The sequence below is a fragment of the Methylohalobius crimeensis 10Ki genome (assembly GCF_000421465.1).
Classification (GTDB): Bacteria; Pseudomonadota; Gammaproteobacteria; order Methylococcales; family Methylothermaceae; genus Methylohalobius; species Methylohalobius crimeensis.
The window spans coordinates 1,096,512-1,115,652 of the sequence record NZ_ATXB01000001.1 but is presented as its reverse complement, the minus strand read 5'-3'; the positions used below and the strand labels follow the sequence as shown (position 1 = coordinate 1,115,652).

General features: G+C 58.8%; 19 protein-coding genes. 5 read left to right on the top strand and 14 right to left on the bottom strand.

Annotated features, from left to right (window positions below):
- Positions 1–3 precede the first annotated feature (3 nt).
- Entirely contained in the window at positions 4–2,163 is a 2,160-nt protein-coding gene (locus H035_RS18380; RefSeq protein WP_022948039.1) for an AMP-binding protein, read from the bottom strand.
- Between the two features lie 117 nt (positions 2,164–2,280).
- On the opposite strand from H035_RS18380, the gene H035_RS18375 reads away from it, so the two are divergent.
- Positions 2,281–3,132 (top strand): Clp1/GlmU family protein, encoded by an 852-nt coding sequence (locus H035_RS18375; protein ID WP_161624004.1) that lies wholly within the window; start codon positions 2,281–2,283, stop codon positions 3,130–3,132.
- A 10-nt stretch (positions 3,133–3,142) separates the two neighbouring features.
- Here H035_RS18375 and H035_RS0105705 read toward each other — a convergent pair whose 3' ends face one another.
- The gene (locus tag H035_RS0105705; protein ID WP_022948037.1) at positions 3,143–3,925 is read right to left on the bottom strand and encodes a CBS domain-containing protein; all 783 of its coding nucleotides are present in this window, start codon (positions 3,923–3,925) and stop codon (positions 3,143–3,145) included.
- A gap of 68 nt (positions 3,926–3,993) precedes the next feature.
- Positions 3,994–4,785: a CBS domain-containing protein gene (locus tag H035_RS20725; protein WP_022948036.1), complete on the bottom strand. Its 792-nt coding sequence runs from the start codon at positions 4,783–4,785 to the stop codon at positions 3,994–3,996.
- Positions 4,786–4,951: 166 nt separating this feature from the next.
- Here H035_RS20725 and H035_RS0105695 point away from each other — a divergent pair, with 166 nt between their 5' ends.
- Genes H035_RS0105695 through H035_RS0105680 form a run of 4 tightly spaced genes read left to right on the top strand, consistent with a single transcriptional unit; the run spans position 4,952 to position 8,268 of the window.
- Positions 4,952–5,185 carry a FeoA family protein gene (locus tag H035_RS0105695; RefSeq protein WP_022948035.1) on the top strand — a complete coding sequence of 78 codons (234 nt, stop codon included), beginning with the start codon at positions 4,952–4,954 and terminating at the stop codon, positions 5,183–5,185.
- Positions 5,182–7,536: a Fe(2+) transporter permease subunit FeoB gene (gene feoB / locus H035_RS18365; RefSeq protein WP_022948034.1), complete on the top strand. Its 2,355-nt coding sequence runs from the start codon at positions 5,182–5,184 to the stop codon at positions 7,534–7,536. The genes H035_RS0105695 and feoB overlap by 4 nt, the downstream gene beginning before the upstream one ends.
- Positions 7,533–7,766 (top strand): FeoC-like transcriptional regulator, encoded by a 234-nt coding sequence (locus H035_RS0105685; protein WP_022948033.1) that lies wholly within the window; start codon positions 7,533–7,535, stop codon positions 7,764–7,766. Before feoB ends, H035_RS0105685 begins: the two co-directional genes overlap by 4 nt.
- Positions 7,767–7,782: 16 nt before the next feature.
- Positions 7,783–8,268 carry a cytochrome P460 family protein gene (locus H035_RS0105680; protein WP_022948032.1) on the top strand — a complete coding sequence of 162 codons (486 nt, stop codon included), beginning with the start codon at positions 7,783–7,785 and terminating at the stop codon, positions 8,266–8,268.
- On the opposite strand, the gene glcF is transcribed toward H035_RS0105680, so the two are convergent.
- From glcF to panC, 11 genes are all read right to left on the bottom strand, one after another.
- Positions 8,235–9,464, bottom strand: a complete 1,230-nt coding sequence (gene glcF, locus H035_RS0105675; protein ID WP_022948031.1) for a glycolate oxidase subunit GlcF — start codon at positions 9,462–9,464, stop codon at positions 8,235–8,237. The two genes, H035_RS0105680 and glcF, sit on opposite strands and share 34 nt — an antisense overlap.
- Positions 9,465–10,520 carry a glycolate oxidase subunit GlcE gene (glcE, locus tag H035_RS0105670; protein ID WP_022948030.1) on the bottom strand — a complete coding sequence of 352 codons (1,056 nt, stop codon included), beginning with the start codon at positions 10,518–10,520 and terminating at the stop codon, positions 9,465–9,467.
- Positions 10,521–10,522: 2 nt separating this feature from the next.
- Positions 10,523–11,983 (bottom strand): FAD-linked oxidase C-terminal domain-containing protein, encoded by a 1,461-nt coding sequence (locus tag H035_RS0105665; protein WP_022948029.1) that lies wholly within the window; start codon positions 11,981–11,983, stop codon positions 10,523–10,525.
- Positions 11,970–12,674: a rhomboid family intramembrane serine protease gene (locus H035_RS0105660; RefSeq protein WP_022948028.1), complete on the bottom strand. Its 705-nt coding sequence runs from the start codon at positions 12,672–12,674 to the stop codon at positions 11,970–11,972. The genes H035_RS0105665 and H035_RS0105660 overlap by 14 nt, the downstream gene beginning before the upstream one ends.
- Entirely contained in the window at positions 12,671–13,561 is an 891-nt protein-coding gene (locus tag H035_RS0105655) for a YybS family protein (RefSeq protein WP_022948027.1), read from the bottom strand. The genes H035_RS0105660 and H035_RS0105655 overlap by 4 nt, the downstream gene beginning before the upstream one ends.
- A 109-nt stretch (positions 13,562–13,670) precedes the next feature.
- Positions 13,671–15,524, bottom strand: a complete 1,854-nt coding sequence (locus H035_RS0105650; protein WP_026596301.1) for a methanol/ethanol family PQQ-dependent dehydrogenase — start codon at positions 15,522–15,524, stop codon at positions 13,671–13,673.
- Positions 15,525–15,941: 417 nt separating this feature from the next.
- Positions 15,942–16,328 carry a hypothetical protein gene (locus H035_RS0105645; RefSeq protein WP_022948025.1) on the bottom strand — a complete coding sequence of 129 codons (387 nt, stop codon included), beginning with the start codon at positions 16,326–16,328 and terminating at the stop codon, positions 15,942–15,944.
- 52 nt (positions 16,329–16,380) lie between these two features.
- Positions 16,381–17,067, bottom strand: a complete 687-nt coding sequence (mtnC, locus tag H035_RS0105640) for an acireductone synthase (protein ID WP_022948024.1) — start codon at positions 17,065–17,067, stop codon at positions 16,381–16,383.
- On the bottom strand, positions 17,064–17,624 hold the full coding sequence (locus H035_RS0105635) for a 1,2-dihydroxy-3-keto-5-methylthiopentene dioxygenase (protein WP_022948023.1): 561 nt from the start codon (positions 17,622–17,624) through the stop codon (positions 17,064–17,066). The genes mtnC and H035_RS0105635 overlap by 4 nt, the downstream gene beginning before the upstream one ends.
- Positions 17,621–18,241 carry a methylthioribulose 1-phosphate dehydratase gene (locus H035_RS0105630; protein WP_022948022.1) on the bottom strand — a complete coding sequence of 207 codons (621 nt, stop codon included), beginning with the start codon at positions 18,239–18,241 and terminating at the stop codon, positions 17,621–17,623. Before H035_RS0105630 ends, H035_RS0105635 begins: the two co-directional genes overlap by 4 nt.
- On the bottom strand, positions 18,238–19,083 hold the full coding sequence (panC, locus tag H035_RS0105625) for a pantoate--beta-alanine ligase (protein WP_022948021.1): 846 nt from the start codon (positions 19,081–19,083) through the stop codon (positions 18,238–18,240). Before panC ends, H035_RS0105630 begins: the two co-directional genes overlap by 4 nt.
- Between the last annotated feature and the right edge of the window lie 58 nt (positions 19,084–19,141).

Genomic DNA, 19,141 nt, shown 5'->3' with positions numbered 1-19,141 from the left:
CCTTTACATCTCCGATAGGCTTTCCCGAATCCGTACTTGGAGTCTAAAGCAATCCACCTTGCCGCTTCCCAGCAGCGGCAATTCGGTTGTCGTAACGACCCGGCGCGGCAACCAAAGTTCGGGGACACCTTCGTCACGGGCAAGGCCACGCAGATGTTCCAGATCCACCTGGGGACACTCGGAGACCAGAACGATCGCCTCCCCCTTTCGGGCGTCGGGGACGGTCACCGCGGCATGGCGATAGCCCGGCCAAATACGGGAGGCCAGCGACTCCACTTCGGTCAGAGACACCATTTCACTGCCCACCTTGGCGAACCGCTTTAGGCGGCCGCAGATGGTGACGAAACCTTCTTCGTCGATACGAACCACGTCGCCGGTATCGTACCATCCCTCGCCAAAGTGGGAGACCGGCGGAACCAGCTCGCCCGGGTGTTCGGGCAAATAATAGCCCAGCATGACATTGGGGCCCCGCACGAACAAACGCCCGCCTTCGGTCAAACCTTCCACCGGCTCCAAGCGCCACCGGATACCCGGCAAAAACCTGCCTACGGTGCCGGCCCGATAATACATGGGCGTATTGACCGCCACCACCGGACTGGTTTCGGTGGCGCCGTAGCCTTCCAAAATCCGGATGCCGAATTTGTCCATCCACAATCGCCGGACATCGGCTTGCAGCTTTTCCGCCCCGGCGAACACGTACCGCACGCTGTAGAAGTCGTAAGGATGAGCGTTTCGCGCATATCCCGCCAGGAAAGTATTGGTGCCGAACAGCACGGTGGCGTTGATTTCGTAGGCCAACTCCGGCACCACTTTATAGTGCAGCGGGTTGGGATACAGAAAAGTGTCTATGCCGGAAGTGAGAGGCAGAATCAGCCCGGCGCTCAGACCGAACACATGAAAAAGCGGCAGCACATTGAGCACCACGTCGGTGGGACCGAAATCCACCACCGTCCCCAGTTGAATACAATTGCTGAGAATATTGCGGTGAGACAAAAGCACTGCCTTGGGCGCGCCTTCCGAGCCGGAAGTGAACAGCATCACCGCAGGCAGTCGACTTGCCTCCGAATTCGGTCGGTACCACCAGGAAGCGGTCCAGGCACGCCAAAGCGCGCCAAGCTTAAGCCGAGGCGTCACCTCATCGACCCAATCCTCCAGAAAGAAGAGACGCACGCCCTTCTCGATCAATGCCTTCAAGGCGGGCTCCAAATCGGCCATCTCCACGAACCGGCGCGAGGTGATCACCCTTTCGATGCGGCCGGTGGCACAGGCGCCCAGTAACCCCTTCACGCCGGCGGTATAGTTCAACATCGCGGGCAAACGGTCGGTCACCTGGACCGCAAACATCAAGGCAACGGTATTGGAAGTGCTGGGCAGCAACAAGCCCACGTTGCTCCCGCATTCGGTGTGACGGTCGACCAGCCGGGCCAGAACCAAAACGCGGGTCATCAACTTTCGATAGGTCAATGGACGGCGTTCCACATCCTCCAAGATCCGCTTCCCGCCGCCGTGCAAACGGCGGGCGTCCAACAGCGTCGCGAATAAGGTTCTATCGCTCGAGGCGGTCACCTGGAGCATTTCGGTCATCAAATCCGCCAACTTGACGCCGGCCAGCTTGCGCCGTTCCGCCCCCTTGATTTCGGCTGGCGGGCAAATGTCGCGGGGGGCAAGCACGTGCAGGGTGATTTTAGGAAACCAGCGACGCCGCACCCGCCCCTTGAGCCGGGAAAACGGCGTGAATTGCGCGCCGTCGATCCGTACCGGCAGCACCCGGGCCCCGGCCCGATCCGCCACCATGCCGGTACCGTCGTAAATCTTCATCAAGGTGCCAGTAACCGTGATCCGCCCCTCGGGAAAAATGACCGTGCGGTGGCCGCCGCGCAAATGTTGAATCAAACCTTTCAATGCACCGGACTGGTGGGGATCCAAAAGAAATACGCGGGCAAACCGCAGAAACGGGCGAACCCAAACAAGACGGGCGATATGGGTATTGACGGCGAAAGTCAACGGGCCGGGCAAAAACGCCCACAACAATACCGGGTCCAGGAAGGACAAATGATTGGCGACGACCAAGAGCCTCCCGTCGGCGTTCCGATATTGTTCCAAGCCGTGCAGCTCTACTCGGTAAAATAAACGCAGCAGCGTCCGGACGATAAATTTCAACACCTTATTTCTCCCATAGCAGCGACGTCGATCCCCAGCAAAACAGCTTTTGGTTTGCAAATATTATCCCGATCGTTACGATGCAGCATCCATTGATGCTTCTCCACCCTTATGGAAACCATGCACGTTCCGGAAGACTGGAAAAACGCGGCCCAATCTATATTTGGCCGCGGGCTTCGAAAGATCCTGGTATTGGGGGCTTCCGATCGGGGCAAAAGCACTTTCTGCACTTACCTGGCGTGGTATTTGTTGCGACAAGGTATGCAGCCGGCGATCATCGACGCCGATGTGGGACAGAAAGATATCGGGCCTCCGGCCACCGTGACGCTGGGTTATCCAGATTTGAACCAACCGCTCTCCCGTCTGCAGCCGGCCGGCATCTATTTCGTGGGGGCGGTGACGCCGGTGGCGCATTTTTTACCCATGATCGTGGGCACCCGCCAGCTTCTGGATCGGACAAATGCCCCCTTCGTGATCATCAACACCAGCGGCCTGATACAAGGCGTCGGGGAAATATTGAAAGCGTATCAGATTGACAGTCTCCAGCCGGATGCCATCGTCGCCTTGGCGCGAGGACGGGAACTGAATGCCATCCTGACGGCCCACCGTCATTTTCGAATTTTACGTTTACATCCTTCTTCTCACGCCCGCCTCAAATCACCGCAATTCCGCTTCGAGCGCAGGCAGGCCGCGTTCCGTCGTTACTTCCGTCGCGCCAAGGCATTTGCCCTCAATAGAAATGTTGTGAATCTACAACGTCTTCCGACGCGGGGACGCCCCCCTTTGGAGACGCTTTTAAGCGCAAATCTCTTGTGCGGTCTGGCTGATGCCCACCAAAAACCATTGGGATTGGGACTGATTCAGCGCTTCGATTCGCATAAACAACGCATCTTTATTTCCAGCCCCGTGAATCGGGACGCGGTCAAGGTGCTTCAATGGAGCGATCTGCGGTTGGATCCGGCAGACGGATAACGCTCTAATATTACCCGGCGCCCTGGGTTTCGACTGCAGCTTCCTTTTGCATTTCCCGTTGCAGCAACGAGGACATATCATTCAATCCGTCGGAAAGCATGGCGATGGTGTCGTCCAGACTCAAGATACCCACCAGACTTCCCCGGTGATCCACCACCGGCAAGCGCCGCATACCGGCCTCACGCATTTTTTCCACGGCCGAATGCACGTCTTCCGATTCGAGCGTGACCTCCAATTCCGTCGTCATGACCTCGGCCACCGGTATCGTAGCCCCCGAAAGATCCTCCGCACCGATCCGCAGAATGATGTCCCGATCGATCAGAATGCCGACCGGCACTATAATCGTCTCGGCTTCAGGCGGAGGCGACTCGATCGATTTTTTCTTGCTCCGTCTGCCCCACCATTTTTTCTTCTTACGCTTATCTCTTTCCAAGGAGGGAAAGTATTCGCGTTCTTCCACCACCAAAAGACCCCGCTCGTGTCGATCGCGCATTAATCGAGCGGCATCGGCCACCATCGTGTCCGGCGAAATCGTCACCACTTCGCGTCGACATACCTCTCCCACCGGACGCCAGGCCCGCTTATGGGGAACATACTTGTAAAGTCGGTGCATCATGTTCAGAAACCATTGGGGACGGAACAGCACCACGAAAATCAACAAAAGATCGGCTTCGGGAACCCCGATCGTCACTTCATCGATTACCAAAAGCACAATCGTCCAAATGATTACCTTGGCTTTATAGGAACGCTCCTTTTTAGGTTTTTTCTTCTGCGCTTGTTCTTGATCGGCCATCTTAGAATTTTCCTGATTCACCAAACGGATCTAAAATTGTGTCCAGACGCGTGTGAAACCTTCCGTAATCAAGCGTTGACTTCGGCTTCCCTTTGGATTTCCCGTTGGAGCAGCTCCACCATATCGTCCAAACTGTCGGAAAGCATGGCGATGGTTTCATCCAGGCTGAGGGTGCCTACGATTTCCCCGCGCCGATCCACCACCGGAAGCTGCCGCGCGCCGACCTCGCCCATTTTCTCCACCACCGAATGGACATCCTCTGTTTCGACCGCTACCGCCAAATTGGTGGTCATGACTTCGGCCACCGTGGTCGCGCTCCAGGACAGACCTTCCGCTTCAACCCGGAGGGCGATATCCCGATCGGTCAGGATTCCGACTGGAACCAGGATCGTCTCGGCCCGGGGTTGGCCGGGGCTGACCGCTTTTTCTTGTGCGCGTTTACCCTTTCCGCCTTTCTTTTTGATTGTCTCGGAGGCGACTTCTTCCGGGGTGGGGAGATATTCGCGTTTTTCCACGACCACCAAGCTTCTAACGTGTTCGTCGCGCATCAACCGAGCCACATCGATCACCGGCGTGTCGGGCGGAACCGTCACCACTTGACGCTGGCAGATATCCCCCACCGAACGCCAGGCTTGGCTCCGAGGAACGTATTCGTAAACCCGATGGACCATATTCAGGAACCAACGCGGCAAAAAAATCAAGATGGAAAGCATCAATACTTCGGCGAACGGGATCCCCGGCGTGACTTCATCGCTCACCAACAGCACGAAAATCCAGAGAAGTGCCTTGCCCCGATAGGAGCGGGTTTTTTTAGGTTTCTTAGGTCGTTTTTTTTTCTTGGCTTGATCTTGATCGGCCATTTTCAAAGCTACTCACTGACGTGATTGTCCGAATAACGTGAGAATTTCCCCACAAAACCCCTATCTTAAAGTTTTTGCAACTGAATCGGAAACCGAATGTCCCATCCGCTGGACAATTTTATTGGAAAAAGTATAATCATTATCATTAGTATTTAAGAGGCGCCCCATGAATGCTCGAATTTTAAGCATGGTTTCGCCCGGACAACGGATTCGAATCGTGGACGTTCCCGGCAAGCGGGTCCGCATACGTCTTCTAAGCCTGGGGTTTGCCCCCGGCACGACCCTCACCGTGCTGTGGAACCGGGCCGGCGCGGTCATCGTCGGCCGAGACGGCGACCGGATGGCCATCGGTCGGGGCTTCGCCGAACAAATTCTGGTCGAACCGGTAAGCGCATCATGACGACACACACTATCGCTCTCATCGGCAACCCCAATTCGGGTAAAACCTCTCTCTTCAACGCCCTCACCGGCGCTCGCCAGCGCACCGGCAACTGGCCGGGGGTCACGGTGGAGCGCAAAGAAGGCCGGTGCCGTCACGGCGACGATCAATTCGTTCTCATCGACCTGCCCGGCACCTACTCGCTGGATCCGGGAGAATCTTCCGCCGACGAACGCCTCGCGCGGGAATTCATTCTCTCCCATCAGGCCGAGGTGATCGTCAACATCGCCGACGCCACCCATCTGGAGCGGGCGCTCTATTTGACCTTGCAGCTCATCGAAACCGGAATCCCCCAAGTCCTGGCGCTCAATATGATGGATTTGGCGGAGCGTCAAGGCATCCATTTGGATCTCAATGCCTTGAGCGAAGCGTTGGGGGTTCCGGTGGTCCCGCTGGTAGCGCGCCAGGGCAAGGGCGTGGAAGTACTCAAACAAACCGTTGCCCGGCAGGCCCGCCGACCTCATGCCGGCCATTCCGTGGTGTATCCTGCCCCTTTGGCGGAAGCCATCGATACCGTGGCCGTAGAACTCGCCGCGGCGGCGCCTGAGTTGCCGGCTCGCTGGCAGGCGCTGGATCTTCTATCCGGTTATCCTTCCCGCCAGGAAATTCCGGAGAAAATTACGAACCGCGCCTCTGAACTGCGCTCCCACGTGGAACAAAACTTGGGCGAGGAAATGGATCTTTTAATCGCCGATGCCCGTTATCAACACGCTCGGCGGATCGCCCAAGGCGTGAGAAAACACGGGGAGCTCAAGTCCACCTCCCCTTCCGACCGAATCGATGCGGTCGTCCTCAACCGCTGGCTGGGCGGCCCCATATTCCTCCTGGCGATGTATTTGATGTTCACCTTCACCATCAACATCGGCGGCGCCTTCATCGATTTCTTCGACTTGGCTGCGGCGGCATTGCTGGTGGACGGTTTCCGGGTGCTTCTGCAAAGCTGGGGAGCGCCGGACTGGCTCCAAGTGCTTTTGGCCGACGGCATCGGCGGCGGACTTCAAGTCGTCGCGACCTTCATCCCCATCATCGGCTTCCTCTATCTGTTTCTCACCTTCCTCGAAGACTCCGGCTACATGGCCCGCGCGGCGCTGGTGATGGATCGCCTGATGGAACGGCTGGGCTTGCCGGGAAAAGCCTTCGTCCCCCTGATCGTCGGCTTCGGCTGCAACGTCCCGGCGATCATGGCGGCGCGCACCCTGGAGCGGGAGCGGGAACGCATCCTGACGGTGATGATGGCGCCGTTCATGTCCTGCGGCGCGAGACTGGCGGTCTATGCGCTTTTCGCCGCCGCATTTTTCCCCCAAAACGGCCAGAACATCGTCTTCGTCCTTTATCTGGTGGGGATTCTCGCGGCGATGCTCACCGCCTTGTTGCTCAAAGCCACCCTGTTGCCGGGGGAACCGGAACCGTTGTTGATGGAACTGCCCGCCTATCAATGGCCCAGTGGGCGCAATCTGCTTCTCCACACTTGGCTACGCCTGAAAGGCTTCGTCACCGACGCCGGCAAATACATCGTGGTCATGGTGATGGTGGTCAACGTCCTCAACGCCTGGAGCACGGATGGTCGGTTCGGCCCGGACGTGCCGCCGGAAACCTCCCGGCTCTCCAGCGTGGCCAGGACCATTACCCCGGCTTTCCGGCCTCTGGGCATCGAGGAGGACAATTGGCCCGCCATCGTCGGGATCTTGAGCGGCGTGTTGGCCAAGGAAGTCGTGGTGGGCACCTTGGACGCCCTCTACTCGCGCCTGGACCAAGCGACCGACCAGGTGGAAGCCGACTCCGATTTCAGTCTTCCCGAAGCGCTCCAAGAAGCGGCCGCCACCATCCCGGCGAACCTCAAAGAAAGTCTCGCCCTGCTCACCGACCCCTTGGGATTCCGGGTCCTGGACAGCGGCGGCAATCTCGATCGGGCGGCCGAGGAACTGGAAGCCCATACCTCCACCTTCGGCGCCATGGTCAGGCGCTTCGACGGACAACACGGCGCGTTCGCCTATCTGCTGTTCGTCCTGCTGTATTTCCCCTGCGTCGCCGCCACCGCCACCATTCGCCGCGAAACCGGGTGGCGCTGGATGTTGTTCGCAGTGAGCTGGACCACCGGCTTGGCCTACGCCGCCGCCACGCTCTATTATCAAACCGTCACTTTCACGCAGCATCCCAAGCAGTCGCAGATCTATATCGGTTCGATATTGGTGGCGATCCTCCTGCTGTACGGTTTGCTCAAACTCCGGGGCAGAACCCTGTCCCCTCCACCGGGAGCGGTCACCCAAACCGGAAATGGCCCCGGGATGTTTCAACGCAGCTGCTGCAAATGATCCTGGAGCTTCGCGACCTGCTCCGCCGGCACCAGCAGATTCCCTTGGGGGAACTGGCCGCGGAGTTGGGCATCGCCCCTGAAACCGCCTGTCCCATGCTCGAGCGCCTGATCCGCAAAGGCCAGGTGGAACGGCTGCCTGCCGGGACGCTGTGCGGCGGCGGGTGCCGCTTGTGTCCGCCCGACAGCGTGGAAATCTATCGTTGGATCAAGGACAATAATTCCTCCTAACCGAAAGGAGGAAATAATGCTAAAAAAACACCTGCTGACTTCAGCGATCGGCCTGTTCTGCCTCACCGTCCAAGCCGCGCCTCCCCCCTCCAATGGCATCGAACTGCCGGAGACCTATAAAAACTGGCGCGTCATCGGCGTTTCCCACCGCGACGACAACGACTCCTTGCGCGCCATCACCGGCAACGCCATCGCCATGCAAGCGGTGCGGGCGGGAAAAACCGATCCCTGGCCGGATGGGACCGTCCTCGGCAAGCTGGTGTGGAAGGACAGTCGCCACCCGCTCTGGCAACCGGCCCTGGTTCCGGGGGAACTCTCCCACATCGAATTCATGATCAAGGACCGTAAAAAGTACAAAGCGACCGGCGGCTGGGGATTCGCCCGCTGGGTGGGTATGAAGCTGGAACCACTCAACAACCAAGGTGGCAAGTCCTGCTTCGAGTGCCACCAAACCGCGGCGAAAACCGATTACGTCTTCACCCGACCCGCCCCGCTGCCCTGATCCAATAACTCGATCCAATGCACCACCGGCCGGGATGCGGCCGGGCGCAAATGCAGCAGACAGCCGATATTGGCGGTGGCGATGACGTCCGGATCGCCGCTTTTCAAAGCGGCGATCTTATTGCGGCGCAACCGGCGGGCGAGCTTGGGCTGCAGGATCGAATAGGTGCCGGCCGATCCGCAGCAGAGATGGGGATCGGCGACGGGCGTCAGCTCGAACCCGAAGCGTCTCAAAAGGTTTTCCACTTTGCCTGCCAAACCCAAGCCGTGCTGCAAGGTACAGGGCGCTTGGAAGGCCACTTTGACCGGCTTGGGCTGCAGCGCTTCCAGCCCCGCTTGTTCCGCCAGCACTTCGCTCAAATCCTTGGCCAACGCCGAAACGGTCGCCGCCTTGGCGGCGTAATCCGGATCATGGGCCAGCAATTCACCGTACTCCTTGACCGTCACGCCGCAGCCCGAGGCGGTCATGACGATGGCTTCCACGCCCGCCTCCACCCACGGCCACCAAGCATCGATGTTGCGGCGCATGAACGCCAAGCCTTCGTCATGGGCGCCCAAGTGATCGCTCATCGCACCGCAGCAACCGGCCCGGTGAGCTCGAATCAAAGAAATCCCCAGACGGTCGAGAACTCGAGCGGCGGCGGCATTGATATCGGGCGCCACCACGGACTGGACGCAGCCGTCCAAAACCAGCATCCGGCGCGCATGCCGCGCAGCCGGCCAAACCGGCGTTCGGTCGGTCCCCACATAGGCCTTGAGCGATGCCGGCATCAACGGGCGCACCGTTTGCGCCAAACGATAGCAAGGTCTGAGCCGCCGGGGATAAGGCAAGCAGAGCCTCAGCAGCCGGCGCAGCAAACGTTGATGCCAGGGACGTTTCACTTGGCGCTCCACGATGCCCCGGCTGATGTCGAGCAAGCGTCCGTAACGCACGCCGGAGGGACAGGTGGTCTCGCACGCGCGGCAAGTCAGACAGCGGTCCAGATGGGTTTGAACGCGAGCCGTGGGCGGCGCCCCCTCCCACAGGGATTTGATCTGATAAATACGCCCGCGCGGCCCGTCCAGCTCGTCCCCCAGCAGTTGATAAGTGGGACAGGTGGCGTTACAAAAACCGCAGTGGACGCACGCCCGGATAATGTCGCGGGCGATTTTCGCATCCGGATGGTTTTGCAACCAAGAGGCCGGTTGTATGTGCATCTATAATTCCGCGTACATGCGTCCTGGATTGAGAATCCGATGAGGATCGAACGCTTCCTTCAGAGCCCGATGGAGCTTGGCCAAAGATTCCGGCAAGGGTTGAAACACCTCGTGCCGCGCTCCCCGGCTCCGGAACAGCGTGGCATGTCCGCCTAAATCGGCGGCCGCCCGGAAAATTTTTTGCGCGTCTTCCAAACTGCGCAGCCAGCGTTGTGCGCCCGCCCAATCCAACAGCATCCGTCCCGGCAAATCCGGTGCAGGCGCCGCAGGGGGCAGGGAAAGACGCCACAGATCCGCGTTCCCTTCGGTGAAAAAGGGACGTTGTTGTTCCCGTAGACTCTCCCAAAATCGTTCTCCTTCCGCCAACCGCTCCCCTCCCAGGCGATCGGCGGCCGAGGCCACCGCCCGCTCGGTACCGCTCAAACGAACATATAACAGCGGTTCTTCGTATGCCAGCGCGCTTAAGGGAAGGGATTGGCCCATCCAATCGGCCATGGTGTCCAGAGCCCGGTCGATTGCAACTTCCCGGCTTAGGGTCAGCTCCACCGCCGGCCGGGGAAGGACTTTCAGGGAAACTTCCAGGATGACACCCAAGGTGCCCAGGGAACCGGCCAGTAAACGACTCAGGTCGAAACCGGCCACGTTCTTCATAACCTGGCCGCCGAAAGACAGCACCTCGCCGCGGCCGGTCAACAGTTTCACCCCCAGGACGAAATCGCGTACCGCTCCGGTAAAGGGCCGCCTGGGACCGGACAGACCCGCCGCGATCGCTCCGCCGACGGTGGCGGGACCGAAGCGGGGCGGTTCGAACGGAAGCATTTGGCCTTCGGCGGCCAGCGCCTGCTCCAGATCCGCCAGGGGCGTCCCCGCACGCGCCGTGATCACCAACTCGCTGGGAGCATATTCGACCACCCCCCGGTGGCCGGCTATCGAAAGCGGGTCGCCTTGAGACCGGCGGCCGTAGAAATTTTTGCTCCCGCCGCCGACGATACACAAAGGGCGACGGGAAGCAATCGCCGCCTCGATCGTTTCCTTGAGTTCCGAAGTCCGGTCCATGTTCACAAACGCTCCAATTCCGAATGAGGTAAGTTGCCGTGATGGACGTGCATGCCGCCCAATTCGGCGCAGCGGGTCAGGGTGGGAACCGCCTTGCCGGGATTGAGCAGCCCCTCGGGGTCGAAGGCACGCTTGACGGCGTGGAATTGTTCCAAAGCTTGCGGATCGAATTGATGGCACATACCGTCCAACTTCTCCACACCGACCCCGTGTTCCCCGGTAATGGTCCCTCCGACGGCCACGCAGAGCGCCAGAATCTCGTCCCCCAGGCGTTCCACTCGCTGCAGTTCCCCGGACACGCTGGCATCGTACATGATCAAAGGATGGAGATTGCCGTCCCCGGCGTGAAAAACGTTGGCCACCTCGAGTCCGTATCGCCTGCTCAATCTTTCAATGCCCGTCAGAACCTCCGCTAAACGATGGCGGGGAATGGTCCCGTCCATGCAATAATAATCCGGCGTGATTTTACCGACCGCCGGAAAGGCGGCCTTGCGGCCGGCCCAAAATCGCCGCCTTTCGGCTTCGTCGCGGGCGACCCGAACATCGTAGGCACCGCATTGCCTGAGCAAAGCCGCCGCCCGGGCCGATTCTTCTTCCACTGCGGTCACCGGACCGTCCAACTCGCACAAGAGCACCGCTTCGGCCCCCACCGGATAGCCCGCATGGACGAAATCCTCCACCACTTCGATGGCCACCCGGTCCATCATTTCCAAGCCGGCAGGCACCAGACCGGCCCGGATCACTCCCGCCACCGCCTCCGCCGCCCAGGTGACATCGTCGAAAGCGGCCATCAATACTTGAACGCTTTCAGGAAACGGCAACAGACGCACGGTCACTTCCGTCACCACTCCCAGAAGCCCTTCCGAGCCGTGCATCAGAGCGAGAATGTCCAATCCCGGTCCATCCAAGCCGCCGCTTCCGACGCTGACCTCCTCGCCGGCCACGGTTAAAAAGCTGAGTCCGAGCACATTATGCACCGTCAAGCCGTATTTGAGACAGTGTACGCCCCCGGCGTTCTCGGCCACATTCCCCCCCACCGTGCAGGCGATTTGGGAAGAAGGGTCGGGAGCGTAATACAGACCGTAAGGTTGCGCCGCTTCGCTCACGGCCAGATTACGCACCCCCGGTTGAACGCGGGCAATGCGATTCTCGGGGTCGATGGCCAGAATTCGGTTTAATCGGGCGAGGCTCAATAGCACACCGTTTTCCAGCGGCAGTGCACCGCCGGAAAGACCGGTCCCCCCGCCTCTCGCCACCACCGGTATGCCCCCCTCATGACAAAGAGCCAGCACTGCCCGGACTTGTTCCGGCGTCCACGGCATCACCACCAACCAAGGCCGACAGCGGTAAGCGGACAAACCGTCGCACTCGTAAGGTTGAAGCTCTTCCGCTTCGGTCAGAATCGCATCTTCCGGCAGGATTTTTCTGAGGGACCGGACCAACGCCTGTTTAGCGGTCGACATGGTTCTCCGCTGAGTTTTCCCAATTTTTGCGTAGAAACAGACGAAACAACAGGAAACCGGCGGCGAATCCTCCCAGATGTCCCCACCAGGCAACGTTTTCGAAGGGTTCGTTCGCCATCATGGCGGTGGTGGCCTGATACGCCTGCAGAATGACCCACAGCCCCAAAAATACGATCGCGGGAACCCGGATGAATAACGGCAACGGGAAAGCCCATAGGATGACTTTGGCATTGGGGAACAAGTAAAAATAAGCCGCCAGCACACCGGCGATCGCTCCCGAGGCGCCAACCGCGGGGGTGATGGCATTCCGGCTGATCGTCGCATGGACACCGTTGGCCAAGAGCCCGCAGAGCAGAAAGAACAGCAGGAACCGCCACGGTCCCATGCGATCTTCCACATTGTCGCCGAATATCCAAAGCAACCAAAGATTGAGAACCAGATGGAGCCAACCGCTATGGAGGAAAAGGTTGGTCAGAAAGGGCAGATAATTGTGGGAATCCAACCCTACCCAGCCCGCCCATTCGGGATGGGTATAGCGGGCCGGCACCAAACCGTAGAGGAAAAATATTTGGGTACGCACCTCGTCGGGCAGCAGCCAGATAAACAAGAACGCGGAAAAAAACGTCCCCATCAGCACCCAAGTCATCCACGGGGTGAAACGACAAGGGATGGTGTCCTGAAACGGTATCATGCGTTCTCGTCGCTATCGGTGCGATCGCGGAAATTGACCAGACTGTCCACCGCCCCCATGAAAGACAGCCCCATCACCCCGTATTGGGGCATCAACAGGAGCAATCCGTAGGCCGGCACCAACCAGAAACCGCTCAGGTTTCGCTGCGCGACAATGCCATGCAATGCCGCCAATCCTTGAAACAAATAGATCGTCATGGAGGCGATCAAGAGATCGGATAGCAGCACCTTGTTCCAATATCCCGCCAGCCACATCCCCCCCACCAGGAGCACCAACAACCAGCGAGGTAATCTAAGCTGGCGAAATTCCTCTCCGAAACCGCCCGGATGATAGAGTATCGCCTGCCACCAGCGCGCCAACAGCAAAGACAGCACGATACTGGCGCCATATCCCATGGCTACCAGACCGTTCATCAAGTGCAAAGTGCCGTCCCGTCTGAAGCCCTCCACCGTAGCGCCCGGCACATTGGCAATCGAGCGCTGCAGCCACGCCTCCCAGAACCCCTCCACCTGACCGCCGGTAAGCGCGTGCATGCCCAGCACATACAGAATCATCATACCGCCGATCGCGGATAGGGCCCATCCCTGGGAGAAAGTTTGCCGCAATACCAAACCGCCGATCCATACCGGCGGCCACAAAGCCGCCACCAGGGGAAACGGAAAACCCGGCTTAGGGGGCAAAAACGGAAATATCCCGCCCACGATCACCGCACCGCCGACAATCGCCAAAATGCCTTCCCAACCTCCCCGACGCAGCGTCACCAAACCGACGGCCGCCGCACTGAGCAAAATAAGGGGTACGAAAAAAATACCCAGGACCCCGAACACCCCGGCTACCGCCATCGCCCGCCAACGACTGGCCATGATGAACGCAGCGAATTCCCTCACGGTGCCTCCTTTATTGATTTGTATTTCGGGCCAGTATAAAGCAAAACCCCGTCCGGGCTCACGCCCGGACGGGGTTTTGCAATCGAGTGAACTCGGATCCGAACGATCGTTATTTGACCGCGGAATCCGGCAAAGCGAAGACGCTCAGCACACCGCCCAATTGGGTGAATTTGTCCAAGGAGCGGTAGGCACCCACCGCACCCAGACCTTCGGTGTCACCTTCCAGCCCTGCGGCCATGCCAATACCGGCCCAACCGCCGAGACCGGACAAGACGCCGATATACTGCTTGCCCTCGAACATCCAGGTATTGGGGTTGCCGATGATGCCGGACGGAGTCTTGAATTTGTACAATTCCTTGCCGGACTTGGCATCACGCACCTTCAGGTAGCCTTCCAAGGTACCGTGGACGACCACATCACCCTTGGTGGCCAAGACGCCGCTCCAAACCGAGAACGGTTCTTTGTAAGTCCAGGCAATTTTACCGGTCTTGGCGTCCCAAGCGGTGAATTGCCCCAGATTCATGGAACCGTCCTTCTTGCCGGTTTCGGCGTCTTTGCCTGCCGGGAACATGCTCACGGTGGCGCCCACATAAGGCTGTCCCGGCGTATATTCCACTTCGAACGGCTCGTAGTTCATGCAAACGTGGTTACCGTTCACGTAGAACAAACCGGTACGCGGCGAATAGGCGACCGGGCCTTGGTTCTTGGAACCCAGGGCCGCCGGACAAATGTCCTCGGTGGTCCAGTCTTCACCGCCTTCTTCAGTGCTGTATTCAGAATTGACCACCGGACGGCCGGTTTTCATGTCGATATGCGTGGCCCAGTTGACCGCCTTGTCGAACTTTTCGGCCACCAGCAATTCGCCGGTTTCGCGATCCAGGGTATAACCGAAGCCGTTACGGTCGAAGTGCACCAGGGTCTTGCGCTCTTTACCGTTGATCTTCTGGTCGGCCAGCACCATTTCGTTGATGCCGTCGTAGTCCCACTCGTCGTGGGGAGTCATCTGATAGACCCACTTGGCCACCCCGGTATCGGCATCGCGCGCCCAGATGGTCATGGACCATTTGTTGTCGCCGGGGCGCTGAACCGGGTTCCAGGTGCTGGGGTTGCCGGAGCCGTAGTAGACCAGATTCAGCTTGGGATCGTAGCTGTACCAGCCCCAAGTGGTGCCGCCGCCGATCTTCCACTGGTCGCCTTCCCAGGTTTTCAGGGAAGAGTCCTTGTCCACCGGCTGCAGACCCTTGTCCTTACCCATCCAGGTCATGGTCTTTTCGGGATCGACCTTGATTTCATCGTCCGGACCGGTGCTGTAGGCTTTCCAAGCCAGCTTGCCGTCTTTCAGATTGTAAGCGGCGATGAAGCCTCGCACGCCGAATTCACCGCCGGAAATACCGGTCAGAACCTTGTCCTTGACCACCAACGGCGCATTGGTGTTGGTCATCCCCAGTTTGGGATCGCCGTTCTTGACTTGCCAGACCACTTTCCCGGTCTTGGCGTCCAGCGCGGTCAAGGTGGTGTCGGCTTGCTGCAGGATGATTTTACCGTCGCCATAGGCCAAGCCGCGGTTGACGGTATCGCAGCACATCACCGGAATGGTTTCGTCGGGATCCTGAGTCGGCTCGTGCTTCCAGATGATGCTTTGATCTTTGGGGTTGATGGCGTACACGCGGTTGGGGAACGGCGTGTGCACGTACAGCACCCCGTTGATGAACAAGGGACCGCCTTCATGGCCGCGCAGCACGCCAGTAGAGAAGGTCCAAGCGGCTTGCAGTTTGTCGGCGTTGCGGTTGTTGATTTGATCCAGCTCGCTGTAACGAGTACCCCAATAGTTACCGCCCCAGGTGGGCCAGTTGGCGGGGTTTTGTGACAGCTTGACGACTTCCTGGTTCGCTTGCGCCCCACCGGCCACCAGCGCCGATGCCACGGCAGCTGCAATCAGGCCGTTCTTGAAGGGTTGTTTCATAGGATCCTCCTCGTTGTTTTTAGAAGGTATGTCGGGTTGAAAATCTGCAGGACGGCCGGGAAAGCTTCCCAAGGAGTCCGGGAGGTTTTCCCGGCCGTTCCTTAGCTCGGTAAATTGAAGGATTTTAGCCAAAAAGTCAACCTTGCCGTTCGGCAAGACAGCCAGTTTAAACACGGAAACCGCGTCTTGCATCCATCAATCCACGTCCCCATTCGCCACCAAACCGCAAGCGGATCACACAGCAGATGAACTCCGGGATCTCGGCATCTGGATGGCTGTTGACATTTGCCAGGGGGAGCCACGGCGCGCTCTCCGACTCCCGATAAATCCTGGATTTACTCAATGTCAAAACGCCCCCCCACGTCTCGAAAACCTTTCGACCCGCCCTTGCATAAGGCTTGATCACCATATCGAGTTTCAATTTATGAAACAAATCGACTCGGCCTCGCTTTCCGCTGACTGGAGTTTTTCCCGCAGACTCTTGGCCTGGGGCGGATCGCGGAATACCCCGCCCGCTTCGCCGGGCGTCGAACGCAGCTTGGTGAACACCACCGCTTCGGAATATTCCTGATAGGGAAGGCGCTTGGCTATCTCGTCCATCATACAACTGCAATGGTACAAATTGTCGTAGTTCTGGCCGCCGAGCCGCTCCATGCATTCGAACACATACTCCACCCGCGCCTGGGTGGGAAAGTCGTTAACTACCGCCTGTACCCTCGTCTCGGGCATAGCCGAATCCTGGGCCTGGGTGGCACATCCCGCCAAGCCCAGCGCCGCCAAGCCGGCCGCCAAGCATAATTTCATTCCGTACCTCATTTATCTTCCTTTCCTGATAATTTCATGGGTTATCAACTTCTCATGACACTCGGACCAGATCGATTTCGGAAAAATCCCCGATCTTTCGATACCCGCCGTCCGATTCGAGATGTCCTTCGCGCACCAGCCAAATAGGTTTCATTCCCGCCACGTCCGCCGCCTCCAATTCTTGTTTCACATCCGATAAAAACAGGATTTGCTGCGATTTCAAGTCAATCTCGGCGGCGATTTTACGGTAGCTTTCCGGATCTCGCTTGGGACCGATACGGGTATCGAAAAAACCGGAGAACAAAGGCGTCAAATCTCCCCAGCGGGTATGCCCGAACAGGAGTTTCTGCGCCGCCACCGAACCGGAAGAAAAAACGTACAAGCAAATTCCGGCATCATGCCAAGCCTTCAGTTGTGCCACCGCATCGGGATAGACATGCCCCTGAAAATCCCCTTGCCGGTAACCCGTTTCCCAAATCAGGCCCTGCAATGCTTTGAGAGGCGGGACTTTTTCATCCGCATCGCTCCAGGCCAAGAGTTGGCCGATGATTTCCTCCAAGCCCAGGCTTTGACCCGCGAGCCGTCTTACCTCCTCCAACAGCGGCACCACTTGGGGGTCATCCTGATGGACTCGGACGTAATTCGCCAATCGCTCGCGGGCGTAGGGAAACAGCACATCTTTGACGAATTGCAAAGACGATGTGGTGCCCTCGATGTCGGTGACGACGGCTCGAATCATTTCAAATGCTCCAAATACACCTCCAGCTCGGGAAACCGTTCAGCAATGTCGCTGCCGGAATACCGGGCCACCCAACCCTCAGAGGTGGTGAACAGCCGAACCACCTTCAGATTGGGCTGCTCTCCCAGATCGAACCAGTGCTTGGTCCCGGCCGGAACGCTGATCAGGTCGCCGGCCTCGCACAGCACCACATAGACCTTGTCGTCGGCGTGGAGATAAAACAAACCACGACCGTCGACGAAAAAGCGCACTTCGAAATCGCTGTGGGTGTGTTCGGAGAGAAATTTTTGCCGCAGCGCCTCGCGGTCGGGATGATCCGCCGTCACGTTGATGACATCCGCTGCTTCAAAGCCGTATTCCTCTTTCAATCGCTCGATGGAATCGGCATAGGCATTGAGGATAGCGTCCTGATCGGCATCCCGGGCCAATGGCCGGTCCGCCTGCCAGCGCTCGAACAGGACGCCGATCCGCTTCAGACGGGTGGCGATTTCGATCGGATCGGCATAATATTCGAACGGTTCGAAACCGCTTTCGGAGTGAATGGTGAGAATACTCATCGGTGTTGAACTCCGTATAGTCTGACTTCACAATCGAACATAAATTCCAAGGCCTCCACAGCCGTCAGGGCGGCCTCGACGCGGTGCCCCCAGGTATAGAAACCGTGGCCGGCGATGATATAGGCATGAATATCTCCGTAGCGATCAAGGTACGCATCCACCCGGCGGGCAAGTCGCTCGATATTTTGATCGTTGGGAAAAATCGGCACCGCCAACCGGTGGGCATGGGTCTCGATTCCCTCCAGGGCCTTCAACAGCTCGTGATCGGTGAGCACGATTTCATCCTGGAACAGGCGGGAAGCGAGAATCGCCCCGGGCGAATGGGGATGAAGAATCGTCCCGGCGTGGGGATAACGGCGGTACAAGGCCACGTGCAAAGCCGCCTCCGCCGAAGGTTTGCGCCCATCCAGCGGTCGCCCCTCGGAATCCAGTCGCATAATATCATTTTCGGTCAGGCAGCCTTTATGCCTTCCGGAAACCGTGATGGCGAGGCTCCCGTCCGACAGCCGGGAAGAAAAATTGCCGCTGGTGGCAGGCACCCAACCGCGACCGTACAACACTTGCCCGGCGGCCACCAACTCCCGGGCACGCTGTTCGAATTCTGGTTCCAGGGTCATGCCACCTCCAAATTGTCGATCAAACGGGTCCGCCCCAAACGGGCGGCCGCCAAAATACGCAGCGGCCGCCTATCCGGAACGGGCGGGGACAAATCCGAAGCGCTTCGGATTTCAAAATAATCGGGTTCGAAGCCGGCTTCTTTCAAACGGCTCATGGCCCGTTCAGCGAGTGCTGAAAAATCCCGTTCTCCTTCGAGAATCGCCCGCCGGGCAGCGCATAATTCCTCGTATAAGCGGGTCGCCCTGGCGCGCTCGCCGGGGGAAAGATAGCAATTACGCGAGCTCATCGCCAAGCCATCGACTTCCCGCACGATGGGCACGCCCAAGATTTCCACCGGGAAATTCAGATCCGCCACCATCTTTCGGATCACCAACAGCTGCTGGTAATCCTTTTCTCCGAACACCGCCAGATCCGGCTGAACCAAATTGAACAACTTGGCGACCACCGTGGCTACCCCTCGGAAATGTCCCGGCCTGAAAGCGCCGCATAACCCATCGGAAATCCCCGGCACCTCCACGAACGCCGTGTTTTTCCGCTGTTCAGGGTACATGACATCCACCGGCGGCGCGAACAGCAGGTCCACTCCCGATTCGGCCAGCTTCCCGGCATCCTCTTTTAGGGTCCGGGGATAGCGCTCGAAATCCTCGCCAGGGCCGAACTGGAGGGGGTTCACGAAAATGCTCGCCACCACAGAGCGGGCCCGCTGCCGAGCCGCTTCCACCAACCGTAAGTGACCGGCGTGCAAGTTTCCCATAGTCGGGACCAAGGCGATCGCAGCGCCCCCCTCACGTAAATCGGTGAGGCGGCCTCGCAAATGCGCTATCGAGTGAACAATCTGCATCTTCAAAGTATCCGGGGATGGGGTAGGAACGACTCAATAAATACGAAGCTAAACCGCC

What these genes read in the sequence shown, in the direction of transcription:
- H035_RS0105680 (WP_022948032.1), top strand. Translation starts at nt 7,783, where the DNA reads ATGCTAAAAAAACACCTGCTGACTTCAGCGATCGGCCTGTTCTGCCTC.
- H035_RS0105650 (WP_026596301.1), bottom strand. Translation starts at nt 15,524, where the DNA reads ATGAAACAACCCTTCAAGAACGGCCTGATTGCAGCTGCCGTGGCATCG.
- H035_RS0105660 (WP_022948028.1), bottom strand. Translation starts at nt 12,674, where the DNA reads ATGATACCGTTTCAGGACACCATCCCTTGTCGTTTCACCCCGTGGATG.
- H035_RS0105695 (WP_022948035.1), top strand. Translation starts at nt 4,952, where the DNA reads ATGAATGCTCGAATTTTAAGCATGGTTTCGCCCGGACAACGGATTCGA.
- H035_RS18375 (WP_161624004.1), top strand. Translation starts at nt 2,281, where the DNA reads ATGCACGTTCCGGAAGACTGGAAAAACGCGGCCCAATCTATATTTGGC.
- H035_RS0105635 (WP_022948023.1), bottom strand. Translation starts at nt 17,624, where the DNA reads ATGAGTATTCTCACCATTCACTCCGAAAGCGGTTTCGAACCGTTCGAA.
- H035_RS0105665 (WP_022948029.1), bottom strand. Translation starts at nt 11,983, where the DNA reads ATGTCGACCGCTAAACAGGCGTTGGTCCGGTCCCTCAGAAAAATCCTG.
- H035_RS0105705 (WP_022948037.1), bottom strand. Translation starts at nt 3,925, where the DNA reads ATGGCCGATCAAGAACAAGCGCAGAAGAAAAAACCTAAAAAGGAGCGT.
- H035_RS0105630 (WP_022948022.1), bottom strand. Translation starts at nt 18,241, where the DNA reads ATGACCCTGGAACCAGAATTCGAACAGCGTGCCCGGGAGTTGGTGGCC.
- H035_RS0105685 (WP_022948033.1), top strand. Translation starts at nt 7,533, where the DNA reads ATGATCCTGGAGCTTCGCGACCTGCTCCGCCGGCACCAGCAGATTCCC.
- H035_RS0105645 (WP_022948025.1), bottom strand. Translation starts at nt 16,328, where the DNA reads ATGAAATTATGCTTGGCGGCCGGCTTGGCGGCGCTGGGCTTGGCGGGA.
- panC (WP_022948021.1), bottom strand. Translation starts at nt 19,083, where the DNA reads ATGCAGATTGTTCACTCGATAGCGCATTTGCGAGGCCGCCTCACCGAT.
- H035_RS20725 (WP_022948036.1), bottom strand. Translation starts at nt 4,785, where the DNA reads ATGGCCGATCAAGATCAAGCCAAGAAAAAAAAACGACCTAAGAAACCT.
- glcF (WP_022948031.1), bottom strand. Translation starts at nt 9,464, where the DNA reads ATGCACATACAACCGGCCTCTTGGTTGCAAAACCATCCGGATGCGAAA.
- glcE (WP_022948030.1), bottom strand. Translation starts at nt 10,520, where the DNA reads ATGGACCGGACTTCGGAACTCAAGGAAACGATCGAGGCGGCGATTGCT.
- mtnC (WP_022948024.1), bottom strand. Translation starts at nt 17,067, where the DNA reads ATGATTCGAGCCGTCGTCACCGACATCGAGGGCACCACATCGTCTTTG.
- feoB (WP_022948034.1), top strand. Translation starts at nt 5,182, where the DNA reads ATGACGACACACACTATCGCTCTCATCGGCAACCCCAATTCGGGTAAA.